At 68.3% G+C, this 13604-nt stretch carries 12 protein-coding genes; 4 read left to right on the top strand and 8 right to left on the bottom strand.

What is annotated here, in order from left to right; translation table 11 throughout:
- Window positions 1-33: 33 nt before the first annotated feature.
- Window positions 34-1572 (bottom strand): malate dehydrogenase (quinone), encoded by a 1539-nt coding sequence (gene mqo, locus IJ15_RS0120145; RefSeq protein WP_197059873.1) that lies wholly within the window; start codon window positions 1570-1572, stop codon window positions 34-36.
- A 224-nt stretch (window positions 1573-1796) separates the two neighbouring features.
- Between mqo and IJ15_RS0120140 the strand changes: the two genes are divergently transcribed.
- From IJ15_RS0120140 to IJ15_RS0120125, 4 genes are all read left to right on the top strand, one after another.
- A complete protein-coding gene (locus tag IJ15_RS0120140) occupies window positions 1797-2816 on the top strand; it encodes an alpha/beta hydrolase (protein WP_031940141.1) in 1020 nt (339 codons plus the stop codon).
- Window positions 2813-4216: a mycothione reductase gene (gene mtr, locus IJ15_RS0120135; protein WP_031940140.1), complete on the top strand. Its 1404-nt coding sequence runs from the start codon at window positions 2813-2815 to the stop codon at window positions 4214-4216. The genes IJ15_RS0120140 and mtr overlap by 4 nt, the downstream gene beginning before the upstream one ends.
- A 146-nt stretch (window positions 4217-4362) precedes the next feature.
- Entirely contained in the window at window positions 4363-5667 is a 1305-nt protein-coding gene (locus tag IJ15_RS0120130) for an alpha/beta hydrolase (protein WP_231569609.1), read from the top strand.
- A 98-nt stretch (window positions 5668-5765) separates the two neighbouring features.
- Window positions 5766-6134 (top strand): hypothetical protein, encoded by a 369-nt coding sequence (locus IJ15_RS0120125; protein ID WP_031940138.1) that lies wholly within the window; start codon window positions 5766-5768, stop codon window positions 6132-6134.
- A gap of 71 nt (window positions 6135-6205) precedes the next feature.
- On the opposite strand, the gene IJ15_RS0120120 is transcribed toward IJ15_RS0120125, so the two are convergent.
- The 7 genes from IJ15_RS0120120 to IJ15_RS0120090 form a co-directional block, all read right to left on the bottom strand.
- Window positions 6206-6874, bottom strand: a complete 669-nt coding sequence (locus IJ15_RS0120120) for a methionine ABC transporter permease (RefSeq protein ID WP_031940137.1) — start codon at window positions 6872-6874, stop codon at window positions 6206-6208.
- Window positions 6871-7905: a methionine ABC transporter ATP-binding protein gene (locus IJ15_RS0120115; protein ID WP_031940136.1), complete on the bottom strand. Its 1035-nt coding sequence runs from the start codon at window positions 7903-7905 to the stop codon at window positions 6871-6873. The genes IJ15_RS0120120 and IJ15_RS0120115 overlap by 4 nt, the downstream gene beginning before the upstream one ends.
- Window positions 7905-8738 (bottom strand): MetQ/NlpA family ABC transporter substrate-binding protein, encoded by an 834-nt coding sequence (locus tag IJ15_RS0120110; RefSeq protein ID WP_031940135.1) that lies wholly within the window; start codon window positions 8736-8738, stop codon window positions 7905-7907. Before IJ15_RS0120110 ends, IJ15_RS0120115 begins: the two co-directional genes overlap by 1 nt.
- 31 nt (window positions 8739-8769) lie before the next feature.
- A complete protein-coding gene (locus tag IJ15_RS0120105) occupies window positions 8770-9768 on the bottom strand; it encodes an isopenicillin N synthase family dioxygenase (RefSeq protein ID WP_031940134.1) in 999 nt (332 codons plus the stop codon).
- 365 nt (window positions 9769-10133) lie between these two features.
- The gene (locus IJ15_RS0120100) at window positions 10134-11630 is read right to left on the bottom strand and encodes a SulP family inorganic anion transporter (RefSeq protein ID WP_031940133.1); all 1497 of its coding nucleotides are present in this window, start codon (window positions 11628-11630) and stop codon (window positions 10134-10136) included.
- Window positions 11631-11686: 56 nt separating this feature from the next.
- Entirely contained in the window at window positions 11687-12253 is a 567-nt protein-coding gene (locus IJ15_RS0120095; protein WP_031940132.1) for an alpha/beta fold hydrolase, read from the bottom strand.
- A 41-nt stretch (window positions 12254-12294) separates the two neighbouring features.
- Window positions 12295-13557 (bottom strand): serine hydrolase domain-containing protein, encoded by a 1263-nt coding sequence (locus IJ15_RS0120090; protein WP_051919292.1) that lies wholly within the window; start codon window positions 13555-13557, stop codon window positions 12295-12297.
- Between the last annotated feature and the right edge of the window lie 47 nt (window positions 13558-13604).

Here is a 13604-nt window from a genome sequence, read left to right as displayed (position 1 = left end):
TGTTTGTGGATGTGTGTGGATGCGGTGCGATCGTCAGACGGACGCGGACTCGACCGCCGGCGCGGCGTGCGCCGGGACGGTCGCGGGGGCACCGCCGAGCTGCAGCGAGCGCGTGCTCCAGTCCCAGACCTGCTGGAACAGGTCGGCGTTGTCGGACAGCTTCAGGCCCAGCGACGGGACCATCTCCTGCAGCTTCGGCTTCCACGCCGCGAACTCGCGCGGGAAGCAGCGCTGCAGGACATCCAGCATCGCCGGCACGGCAGTGGAGGCGCCGGGCGAGGCACCGAGCAGACCGGCAATGGTGCCGTCCTCGGCGTTGACCACGGCGGTGCCGAACTCGAGGACGCCGCCGTTGCCCTTCTTGCGGATCACCTGGACGCGCTGACCGGCCGTGATCAGCTCCCAGTCCTTGCCGACCGCCTTCGGCACGAACTCGCCGAGGGTGCCGATGCGGTCGGCGGGCGACTGCATGAGCTCACCGATGAGGTACTTGGTGAGGCTCATCTCGGTGAGGCCGACACCGAGCATCGACATCAGGTTGTTCGGCTTGACCGAGCCGGGCAGGTCGGTGATCTTGCCCTGCTTGAGGAACTTGGGCGACCAGCCGGCGTAGGGGCCGAACAGCAGGCCCGGCTTGCCGTTGATCACACGGGTGTCGAGGTGCGGCACCGACATCGGGGGCGCACCGACGGCCGCCTTGCCGTACACCTTGGCCCGATGCTGGTCGATCAGCTCGGGGTTGGTGCAGCGCAGGAACTGGCCGCTGACCGGGAAACCGCCGAAGCCCTTGGCCTCCTTGATGCCCGACTTCTGCAGCAGGTGCAGCGCGCCGCCACCGGCGCCGACGAACACGAACTTGGCGTTGACGGTCTTCTTCGCACCGGTGCGCAGGTTCTCGACCTTGACGATCCAGCTGCCGTCGGACTGCTTGGTGAGGTTGCGGACCTCGTGGCCGAAGTGGACGGTGCCGCCGGAGGAGGCGACGTAGTTCAGCAGCTGCTTGGTGAGCGCACCGAAGTCGACGTCGGTGCCGGACTCGGTCCAGTTGAGCGCGACCGGATCGGAGAAGTCACGCCCCTTGGCCATCAGCGGCAGGCGCTCGGTGAAGAAGTCCTCCGACTCGGAGTACTCCATGCCGGCGAACAGCGGGTGCCCGGCGAGCGCGTCGTAGCGCGCGCGCAGGTACTTCACGTTGTCGGCGCCGTGCACGAAGCTCACATGCGGGATCGGGTTGACGAACTCCTGGGGATCGGTGAGGACCCCGGTGTCGACGGCGTGCGCCCAGAACTGGCGGGAGACCTGGAACTGCTCGTTGACGTTGATCGCCTTGGTGATGTCGACGGTGCCGTCGGACTTCGCGGGCGTGTAGTTGAGCTCACACAGCGCGGAGTGGCCGGTGCCCGCGTTGTTCCACGGGTCGCTGCTCTCGGCGGCAGCGGCGTCGAGTCGCTCGAAGGTGGTGATCGACCAGTCAGGCTGCACCTGGCGCAGGATCGCGCCGAGCGTTGCGCTCATGATGCCCGCTCCGACGAGCACTACATCGGTCTTCGCCACTACGTTCTGCTCTGACACTGGAGAATCGACTTCCTTGTCTGTTCACACGCGACCTGTTCGCACGCATCGCCGGCGCAGAATCCTCGCTGTCACCGGAGTTCCGAAACCGACGACCGAATCCACTGAAGGCATCACGTGCACAGACCGCAATTCGCGCGCCTGTGGCGCTTAGGTTACCTGTGCGTCACCTCCCCCAATTGTGCCCCTCGCAAACGACTCTGTTCGCCCAATAGAGTGTGATGGTGACTACTTGGGCTCCCGACGTCCTCGGCGATGGATACCAGCAGCTGACAATCCCTTTGGGGACCGATCCCGACGGGGAGGGAGACGTCGAGGCCACACTGGTCCGCTACCAGCCCGCCTCCACCCCCGCGAACCGGGCCGTGCTCTACGTCCACGGGTTCACCGACTACTTCTTCCAGCAGCATCTCGCCGAGCATTTCGCCGAGCAGGGATTCTCCTTTTTCGCGCTCGACCTGCGTAAATGCGGCCGGTCACGGCGTCCAAGTCAGACACCGCACTTCGTGACCGACCTGCGGATGTACGACGCCGAACTGAACGAGGCGCTGCGTGTGGTGCGCGAGCAGATCGGCGGCGGCCAGGTCCTGCTCGTCGCGCACTCCACGGGCGGGCTGATCGTGCCGTTGTGGCTCGATCGACTCGAACGCAAGCCGGGCGGGTCCGCCGGTGCCGGTGTGGCGGGTCTCATCCTCAACAGCCCGTGGTTCGACCTGCAGGGCCCGGCCCTGCTGCGCACCGCCGGCACCACCGCGGCCATCGACGCGCTGGGCCGGGTGTCGAGCAAGACCCCCATCCCCGGCCAGAAGCTCGATACGTACGGCTCGAGCCTGCACGTGGGTTCGGGGGGCGCGTGGGAGTACGACCTCGACTGGAAGCCGCTGACCGGGTTCCCCGTCACGTTCGGCTGGCTGCGCGCGATCCGCCGCGGCCACGCGCAGCTGCATCGCGGCCTCGACATCGGGGTACCGTCACTGATCCTGAGGTCGAAGAACACGGTCTTCGCGTCCCGCTACAACCCTGCCGTCGACGCCGCGGATGCCGTCCTCGACGTCGACCAGATCGCGAAGTGGGCCGGCTGCCTCGGCAACCGCACCACGATCGTGCCGATCGACGGCGCCCGCCACGACGTGTTCCTGTCCACCGAGAAGCCCCTCGCGGCCGCGTTCACCGAGGTGAATCTGTGGCTCGACTGGCTCGACGCCCACCACCTGTCAGACCGAGAGTCCGGAGCCCCCGCGTGAACCACCCCGATACCCACTTCGACCTCGCGATCATCGGAAGCGGATCGGGCAACTCGATCCTCGACGAACGCTACGACGGGATGAAGGTCGCGATCCTGGAGGAGGGCACGTTCGGCGGCACGTGCCTCAATGTGGGCTGCATCCCCACCAAGATGTACGTCTACGCGGCCGAGGTCGCCCGCACGATCACCGAATCCTCCAAGCTGGGGATCGACGCGACCCTCGACGACGTGCGCTGGCACGACATCGTCAAGCGTGTGTTCGGCCGGATCGATCCGATCTCCGTCGGCGGCGAGCGGTACCGCTCCGAGGACTGCGCGAACGTGACCGTGTTCCGCGGGCACGCCCGGTTCGTCGGGCCCCGCACCATCGACACCGGAACGGGTGAGGTCATCACCGCCGACCAGGTGGTGATCGCGGCCGGTTCACGGCCGACGATCCCGCAGGAGATCCTCGACGGCGGAGTCCGCTTCCACACCAACGACGACATCATGCGCCTGCCCGAACTGCCGGAGCGTCTGGTGATCCTCGGATCCGGCTTCATCGCCGCGGAGTTCGCGCACGTGTTCTCGGCGCTCGGCGTCCAGGTGTCGATCATCGGCCGCAGCGAGCGCCTGCTGCGTCACCTGGACCGGGACGTCTCGGACTGGTTCACGGAACTGGCCCACCGCAAGTGGGACGTCCACCTGAGCAACCCGATGGTCGCGGCCCGGCCGGCCGGGGGCGGCATCGAGATCGAACTGGCCGACGGCACCGTCGTCGCCGGCGACGAACTGCTGGTCGCCGTCGGCCGCACCCCCAACGGGGACCTGCTCGACGCGGCGCACGGCGGGGTGGCCGTCGACGACAACGGACGGGTCATCGTCGACGAGTTCCAGCGCACCACCGCGGAGGGCGTGTTCGCGCTCGGGGACGTGTCGTCGCCGTACCAGCTCAAGCACGTCGCGAACCACGAGATGCGCGTCGTCCAGCACAATCTGCTGCACGACGCCTGGAACGACACTGCGGTCCACCCGATCTCACGTTTGCGCCGGACCGACCACCGGTTCGTGCCCGCGGCGGTGTTCACCGACCCGCAGATCGCCGACGTCGGCATGACCGAGGAGCAGGCCCGCGAGGCCGGCCTCGACATCACCGTCAAGGTGCAGAACTACGGCGACGTCGCGTACGGCTGGGCGATGGAGGACGACGAGGGCTTCTGCAAGGTGATCGCCGAACGCGGCACCGGACGCCTGCTCGGCGCGCACGTCATCGGCGCACAGGCCCCGACCGTCATCCAGCCGCTGATCCAGGCCATGAGCTTCGGCCTGTCGGCGCAGGACATGGCCACCGGCCAGTACTGGATCCACCCGGCGATGCCCGAGGTCGTCGAGAACGCGCTCCTCGGCCTCGACATCTGAGTCGTCGACGCTCGTCGGATCGTGAAGGATTCCCCTCGGAGTCCGAGAGGAATCGGAGAGGAATCCTTCACGATCGGAACCCGCACCTACCTCCCGGTTCCTGCGAATCACCGCGACGAGTGTTGGCGCTGAGCTAGATTCCGCGGATGACGAGCACCGGACTCGGCCGCCGCATCGGCACTGCGATCGCCATCGCCCTGATCGCCGTTGCACCGCAGATCATCACTCCCACGGTTTCGTCCGTGCAGGCGACGCCGGTCGCGGCGCCGGCCCTGGACGATCCCGGGACCGTCGTCGAGTCGGCCCCACTGCCGCAGGAGTTCTGGCTACCGGGTACGGGCGCCGCGTACCGGATCACCTATGTGACCACAGGCCCGACCGGCCGGACGCCCTCCACCGGAATGGTGTTCGTCCCGGCCGGTCCGCCGCCGTCGGGCGGCTGGCCGGTCATCGCCTGGGCACACGGAACCATCGGCAATTCCGACGCGGACGCCCCGTCACGCAACGGTGTCGACTCCGGGAGCAGTCGCTACGTGTCGAACTGGCTCAGTCGTGGCTATGCCGTGGCGGCCACCGACTACATCGGGCTCGGCACCCCCGGCGTCCCGCCCTATCTGGAGGGGAAGTCCGCGGCGCACAGTGTGATCGACTCGGTGCGTGCGGCCCGCGCCGTCGACGACCGGCTCTCACCGCGGTGGGCGGTCGTCGGCCTGTCCGAGGGCGGGCAGGCCGCGGTGTTCACCGCGCACGCCGCCACCCGATACGCACCCGAGTTGGACTACGTGGGCGCGGTCGCCGTCGGCGTGCCGTCGAACATCGAGACGATCGCCCCGCTGGCCGGACCGGGCTTTCCGCCGGAGGGCCTCGCCGGGCTCACCAACTTCATGACCTTCGTGATCGCCGGGTTCCGCGACATCCATCCCGAGCTCGACGTGAACAGCTATCTGACGCCGATCGGACGCACCCTGGTCGACGCGGCACCGGAGCTACCCTATCGGGAGTTCTCCCGACTGTCCGCGAATATTTCTGTGGGCCAGATGCTTTCGCGTTCCCTCAACGAACCGGCACTGATGGCCGCGTTGCGCGACTACCTGCAGGTGCCGACCTCCGGATACGACCGGCCGCTGATGATCGCGCAGGGAGCCGAAGACCTCACCGTGCCACTGCCGTTGACGATCAAGCTCGTCGCGGACATGGGTCTGGCCGGCACCTTCCCGGAGTTCGAGGTGTATCCGGCCGATCACATCGGCAGCATGTACGCCAACGAGGCGGACGCAGTCGACTTCATCGCCACGGTGTTCCAGTGCGAGCCCGGATCGGGCGATCCACGGTGCGGGCCCGCGTCCACGGGATCCCTCGGGTCCAGCGGCTCCCTCGGGTCGAGCGGATCGAGCGGGTCGAGCGGGTCCGTCGGATCCAGCGGATCGAGCGCCTCCCTCGGGTCGAACTGACCGCGGGGATCTGACACAGCAAGGCAGGGACGCCGGAGCAGAAGACGTCGTCGCGCCCGTGGCGCCGGGCCGCTTCTCGACCATTGTTATCGTGTGCCATGCCATTGCTGGTTCGTCGCGCGTCGAAGATCGGCGCGGCGGTGCTCGTGACCGCCGTCGCGGCGGTCTATCTTTATCTGGCTTTCGTCTACCACAGCGTCAATGTCTTTGCGCCGCCGGAACGAATCACGTCCCTGGATCGAACCTACGTGCAGGGCCGGTTGCCGCCACTCAGTCGTGAGGACGTCGACGGGCGGTACCCACCGGGTCACCTCGATCGCTACACCCTCGAACGGGTCGGATCCCTGCCGCCCGGGCACCCCGTCTACCAGTGGCAGAACGACGAGATCCGTGGTCAGGCGACGACCAGCGCCTTCCTGAAGTGGGGCGACAAGTACGTCGTCTACTCGCTCTCCGGCGCCCCCTGATCGCGACGCCGCCGATCGTGGAGGATTCCTCTCGCCCGGCGGAAGGAACGCTCCACGATCGGAGCCGACGCCTACTTGCGGTGCTTCAGTGCCCGGACGATACCGTCGCCGATGGACTGCAGGATCTGCACCAGGACGATGAGCACGACGACCGCCACCAGCAGTACCGGCGTGTTGAACCGCTGGTAGCCGTAGACGATCGCGAAGTCGCCCAGTCCGCCGCCACCGATGACACCGGCCATCGCCGAGTACCCGACGAGCAGCACCACGGTCAGGGTCGCGCCGGCGACCAACGCCGAAACCGACTCCGGCAGCAACACTTTTCGGACGATCTGACCGTTGCTCGCGCCCATCACCTGCGCGGCCTCGACCCGGCCGACGGGTACCTCACGCAGGGCGGATTCGACGACCCGCGCATAGAACGGGATCGCGCCGATCGTCAGCGGCACGATCGCGGCGGTCGGACCGATCGCGGTGCCGACGATCAGCCGTGTCAGGCCGATCAGCGCGATCATCAGGATCAGGAACGGCAGTGAACGGAAGACGTTGACGATGGCGCCGAGCACCGCGTTGACGGCGCGCTGCGGCCACAGTCCGCTCGGCGAGGTCACGTGCAGCACCACGCCGAGGACGACGCCGCCGATCACCGTGAGCACGAACGAGATTCCCACCATGTACAGGGTTTCCTGCGTCGCCTCCCACACCTCGGGGAGCGAGTCGGTCCAGGTCAGCTTGTTCATGCGGTTGCCCCCTGCGCCACTGCGCCGGTCGTTTCCGGTCGTGCACCCCATGCCAGGGTGGTACCCGGCTGTGTCTCCACGAACGCCTCGACGTCGGCCCGGTTCACATCGGGACCGAAACGCAGACGCAGTCGGCCGACCGTGACACCGGAGACCTGTTCGACGCGACCGCCGACGACGGAGATGTCGACGTCCAGCTTGCGGACGAGTTGCGCGAGCCACGGGCCGTGCGCGTCGTCACCGATCGTGGTGACCATCGCGGTATCGGCGTCGTCGCCCACGGACGGGTCGTCCCCGACCGGGACGATCGCCGCGCCGAGCACCGAGCCGGGCGTTCCGACCAGGTCGAGGATCCGTCCGGTCTCCGCGATCCGGCCGTCCTCGAGCCGGGCTGCGGAGGTGCAGATCCGGCGCAGCACCCCCAGTTCGTGGGTGATGAGCACGACTGTGACGCCGAGCCTGCGGTTCAGTTCGGCGAGCAGATCCAGCACCTGATCGGTGGTGTCGGGGTCGAGCGCACTGGTCGCCTCGTCACACAGCAGCACGTCGGGCTCCGACGCCAGGGCACGGGCGATGCCCACACGCTGCTGCTGACCACCCGACAGCTGCGACGGGAACGACTTCTCCTTGCCGGCGAGACCGACCAGCTCGATCAGTTCGTCGGCGCGGGCCCGGCGCTGCTTGCGGTCAAGTCCGGCCAGTTCGAGCGGAAACTCGATGTTGGCCCGGACGGTCCGCGAGTGCAGCAGGTTGAACTGTTGGAACACGGTGCCGATGCGGCGACGTGCCTGCCGCTGACCGGCACCGGTCAGCTGCGAGACGTCGTCGCCGCGGAGCACGATGCGTCCGCTGGTGGGACGCTCGAGCAGGTTCAGGCATCGCAGCAGCGTCGATTTACCGGCGCCCGACGGCCCGACGATGCCGAAGATCTCGCCGTCGGCGATCTCGAGGTCGATGCCGCGCAGAGCCGAGACCTTCCCCGCGCCGGCAGCTGCGGGGAAGGTCTTGACCAGGTTCTCGACGGTGATCATCAGCTGCCCGCGTGGACCGGGATGACGGCGCCGGAGTAGTTCTCCTGGATCCAGGCGGCGGTCTCCGGCGACTCGAGGGCCTCGGCGAGGGCCTTGACGCCGGGATCGTTCTCGTCGGCGGCGCGGACGACGAGCAGGTTCGCGAACGGGTTGCCCTCCGCCTTCTCCGCGATGAGGGAGTCCGCGGTCGGATTCAGGCCGGCCTCGAGCGCGTAGTTCGAGTTGATGATCGCCGCGGTGATCTGCGGGTCGCCCAGGTTGCGGGCGATCTGCGAGCGCTCGATCTCGACGAACTTCAGGTTCTTCGGGTTGGCCTTGATGTTCTTCTGCGTCACGACCGACAGGTTGGCGTCGGCGAACGGCACGTCCATCTCGATCAGACCGGCGGACTCGAGCAGGTACAGCCCGCGCGAGAAGTTGGTGGTGTCCTTGGGCAGCGCGATGGTCGACCCGTCGGCGATCTGGTCGACCGCGGTGACCTTCTCCGAGTACAGGCCCATCGGCTCGAGGTGGACGTCGGCGACCGCGACGAGATCGTCCACGCCCTTCTGCTTCTGCCAGTCCGCGAGGTACGGGGCGTGCTGGAAGTAGTTGACCTTCACGTCACCGGCGACGAGCAGCTCGTTGGGGTCGATCTCGCCGGTGACCGGCTTGATGTCGAGGGTGACGTCGCCGAGGGCGCCGGAGTCGGCGATGTGCTCGAGGATCTCCACGTGCGGGGTGGTGGACGCGGAGATCACCAGCTTGTCCCCGTCACCGCCCGACGAGCAGGCGGCCAGGCCCACGGTGAGCAGAGCGGCGGCGGACAGGACAGCAGTGCGGCGCAAGAACATTGGGAGGAGCCTTCCGATCGGGTCGAGATGGTCAGCCGCGCAGGGCGGGCAGGTCGAGCAGGTCGCGGTGGTACCGCTCGGTGACGTTGGGGTGCGCGCGCAGGCGCGACTTGAGGGCGTTGAGGCCGTAGCGGGCGTGCAGGGTGCCGCCGTGCTGGTCGGGGCCGACGCCGGCGGCCTCGGCCGCGAGCTCGGGCGCCAGCGGCACGGTGGGCAGGGCGTGGTCGTAGCCGGGGTTGAGGAAGAACGGCAGCGAGACCCGGTCGGTGCCGGCGGCCGGCGGCAGCACCCGGTGCACGGTGGCCTTGAGGTAGCCGCCGGTGGCGACCTCGAGCAGCTCGCCGATGTTGACCAGCAGGTGGCCGGGGATCGGTGCGACGTCGAGCCAGCCGCCGTCTGTTTCCACCTGGAAACCGCCGCTGCCGGGCTCGGGGTAGAGCAGGGTCAGCGCCCCGACGTCCTTGTGGCTGCCGACGCCCTGGCCGGTCACCGAGCCGTCGTGACCCGGGTAGCGGGCGATCTTCAGCAGCGGATCGGGGTCCGAGAAGGCGGCGTCGAAGAAGTCCGCGGGGGCGCCGAGCGACACCGCCCAGGCACTGATCAGGCGGAGCCCGGCGGCCTGCGCCTGAGCCGACCACTCGAGGGCCAGCTCCCGCAGCTTCGGGATGCGCGTGGGCCACAGGTTGGGTCCGTGCAGGACGTCCCACGCACGGTCCGGGTCGATCGGGTCGACCGCGGCCCGCTCGGGTCCGATGTCGAGCTGCTCGCGCCAGTCGATGTAGCCCTGGGTGCGCTCACCGCCGACGCGGGTGTAGCCGCGGAAGTGGGGCGAATTGCTGTTCTCGATCTCGAGCTTGTCCGCCTCGGGCAACGCGAAGAACGCACGGGACGTGGCGATCAGGTCGTCGGTGAGCTGCTGGTCGATGCCGTGCCCGGTCAGGTAGAAGAACCCGATCTCGTGCGTGACCTTGCGGAGCGCGTCGACGTCGAGGTTGTCCAGATCGATGATCGGGAGAGCGTGTGCGGACATGGCATGGATCCTTTCCCCACGGGCACCGGCGGATAACTCACGCTGCGACGTTTCGGTGCCCGGTGGGAAGAATCAGCACGGGGATGCGGGACGGCCTTCGAGGGGACGTCGCGCGGGGATCTCGTCTCAGCTCACGCGCATGCAGCGACAACACACGCAACGCATTCGCGTCGCGGTGGCCGTGACTGCAGTGCCGCGCATCGAGGTCCTTCCCGGACGAGATCGAGAATCGGCACACCGGGGTTCGGCGTGTCCGTGTGAGCAGGCTAACGCGCCTTCCGCCCCGCGACCAAATCGTGCGTATACGCGCGGCGACGAACGGTGACATCTGTGAGACGAGCGGTCGACGGCGGCATTCCCGGGGCCTACCCGAGCTTCCCGGACAACCTCTCGAGCCGGTTCAGGCTCGCCCCGTCGAGGCCCACGATGCGCGCGGATACCCCCTCGGCGGCGTACTTCTGCAGCACCGCATCGAGCGTGGCCACGGTGGAGGCGTCCCACACCTCGGCGTCGGTGAGGTCGACGACCACCGAGTCCGGGCCACCGGCGTAGTCGAAGCGATGAATCAGGTCGTTGCTCGACGCCCAGAACAGTTGCCCCGTCACCCGGTAGGTCCGCACGGTGACGCCGTCGACGTCCCGGTCGTCGACGTCGACGCGGGCCGTGTGCGCGACGCGACGCGCGAACGCGACCATCGCCGTCAGGACACCGAGCACGACACCGACCGCGAGGTTCTCGGTGGCCAGGGTCCCCACGACCGTCACGACCATCACGAGCGTCTCGCTGCGCGGCATGAGCCGCAGCGTGCGCGGGGTGATGCTGCGCCAGTCGAACGTGGTGGCCGCGATCACCACCATCACCGCGACCAGCGCGGCCATCGGGATCGCACCGACGACGTCGCCGACGGTCACACACAGCACCAGGAGGAATGCGCCGGCGAGGAACGTCGAGATCCGGGTCCGGGCCCGGCCTTCCTTCACGTTGATCATGGTCTGGCCGATCATCGCGCAGCCTCCCATGCCCCCGAACGCGGCGCCGGCGATGTTCGCGACACCCTGCCCCCACGCCTCGCGGGTCTTGTCGGATCCGGTGTCGGTGATCTCGTCGACGAGCTTGGCGGTGAGCAGCGATTCGAGCAGGCCCACGAGCGCCAGCCCGAGCGCGAACGGCGCGATGATCGTGAGGGTCTCCCACGTGAGCGGGACGTCCGGGATCATCCAGGTGGGCAGGCCCGACGGCAGCTCCCCCTGGTCGGCGACGTCGGGGACGTCCAGATGGAACAGCGTGACGACCGCGGTGAGGACGACGATCGCGATCAGCGGCGCCGGCACCGACGTCGTCAGCTTCGGCACGAGCACGATCATCACCAGGCCCGCCACGACCAGTGGATACACGAGCCACGGCACGTCGAACAGGTGCCGTAGCTGGGCGCTGAAGATGAGGATCGCGAGCGCGTTGACGAAGCCGATCATCACCGACCTCGGAATGAACCGCACCAGTCTCGCGATACCCGCCACCGCGAGCACGATCTGGAGGGCGCCGGCCAGCCACACCGCCGCGATGAGGTAGTCGATTCCGTGCGACGCGACGAGGGGTGCGATCACCAGTGCGGTCGCGCCCGCCGCCGCCGACACCATCGCCGGACGTCCGCCGACGAACGCGATCGTCATCGCCATGATGCACGAGGTGTACAGCGCCACCCGGGGATCGACTCCCGCGATGACCGCGAACGAGATCACCTCGGGGATCAGCGCGAGGGACGTGACCAACCCGGCCAGCACCTCGGTGGTGAGTCGGCGTGGCGACCGCAACGCGGTGCGAACGGAGGTGACGTCGGGCGGGGCGGCAGCGGTGTCGAGCACCGGAGGAGTCTAGAAACCTCGCGCCGGTCGACCCGGGTCACCCCGCCCGCCGGGCGTCACCAGGAGCTGGTGCGGAGGACGATCTCGCTGGCCAACTCCGGGGCGGCGTCCGCGGGGACGTTGCCGATGCTGTCGAGCTGGACGATCCGGAAATCCGAATACGCATACCGGCCGCTGGCGTCCGCGCAGGGACGTCCGAGCGCGGTGCCGACGACCACGGTGGTCGGCAGTTCGACGGCGGGGCACGCCGCGTCCCGCACCGCCCCGTCCGCCCCCGGTACCGCGGGATGGCCGCGGTCGGCGACGACGAGGCTCGCGAACCGGCCGAACGTCTTCGCGGCCAGCGACCACGCCAGCTCGGCACCCGACCCGGCGCCGACGAGGTTCACCCACGGCAGCTTCAGTTCGTCGAGCATCGCGATCACCGACGGCTCGTCGAGCCCGTCGACGTTCTCCGGGACCACGGTCCGCAGATCGGAGTCGTGCAGGCGCGCGCAGACGGCGTCGAAGACGTCCGCCGAATCGCCCGTATCGGGAAGTAAGAGGACGGTGTGCCGGCTCTCGGGCCCACCGATACGGACCGCCCAGGTTCCGCTTCCCACCTCAACACGCGTCGACTCCATGGCTGGAAACGGTACGCGATCCACGTCACGGAATCGGACACCTATGCGGGATAGACCTTGCCGATGATCTCCTTCGCCATGGTGGTCGCCGGATCCTGCCCGTTCGCCGCCGGAGCCAGGTTGGCCCACACCACCAGCGTCACCTTGTTGACGGGGTCGTGACCCATGAAGGAGTTGAAGCCGGGCAGTTCGCCGGTGTGCCCGAACATCGGACCCATCTTCGCTATGCCCCAACCGTATTCGGCCGATCCGGGTTCGGGGGCCGTGGGCTGGACGCTGGCGAGGCGCTGGGCCTGCAGGTCGGTGCCCAGCAGTTTCCCGGCGACCAGCGCCTGCACCCAGGTCACGAGATCGTTCGCGGTGGAGATGCCGGCTCCGGCCGCCCACGCCCACGACGGGTTCACGTCGGTGACGTCGTTGGGCTGGAGGGTTCCGTCCTTCGCGGCGGCTTGCATGGCCTCGGGCAGCGCCGGCTCGGTCAACGTGTCCATGTTGGTCCCGAACACGTAGCCGCGCGAATAGGGCGCCGGGATCGTGTTGTCGGCGGTGTCCGGGAACGACGTGCCGGTCAGTCCCAGCGGACCGAACAGCCGAGACTGGAAGATCTGCGGCAGCGGCTTGCCGTCGAGGCTCTCCGCGATCAGGCCCAGCAACACGATGTTCGTGTTCGAGTAGTGGTAGCCCTGCCCCGGCGGGAAGTACGGCGGATTCGAGAACGCGAGCGCCAGGAGTTCGTCCGGCTTCCACTGCTTCTGCGGGTCGTTGTCGAGAGCCTCGTTGAGCTCGGCGGTCTCGGTGTAGTTGAACAGGCCACTGCGCATGTCGAGCAGCTGCTCGATGGTGATGTTGTCGCCGTTCGGCACGTCCGGCCGAAACTTCGAGACCGGGTCCGTCAGCGCGATCTTGCCCTCCTGCACGAGCTGCAGGATCACGGTGCCGGTCATGGTCTTGGTGTTGGAGCCGATGCGGATGTGCTCGACGGTGTCGACGGGAGTGTTTTGCCCCCGAGTTCCGTTGCCGTACTTCACCGTCAGGTCGCCGTCGGGGGTCTTGAGGATCGCGACGGCGCCGGGGATCTGCAGATTCTCGGCGACACTCGCGACGATGCCGTCCAGCGTCGCCTGGTCGACCTTCTGCAGCGTCACCGTGGTGGTCGCGGGCACCGAACTGCTCGACGGTGCACTGCTGGAGGCCGCGCCGTCGGATCCCGAATCCCCGGAGGAACATCCGGCGAGGGCGAGCGCCACCGCCACCGCACCGCACGCGACACGAATTCCTGTCCCGGTTTCGAATCTGCTGCGCATGTCGGCTCCCGTCATCGCGAGTGTCCAGGCCGTTCGGCACCGCCCCG

Source organism: Prescottella defluvii (genome assembly GCF_000738775.1).
Classification (GTDB): Bacteria; Actinomycetota; Actinomycetes; order Mycobacteriales; family Mycobacteriaceae; genus Prescottella; species Prescottella defluvii.
This window is presented reverse-complemented; position numbering and strand designations above follow the sequence as displayed.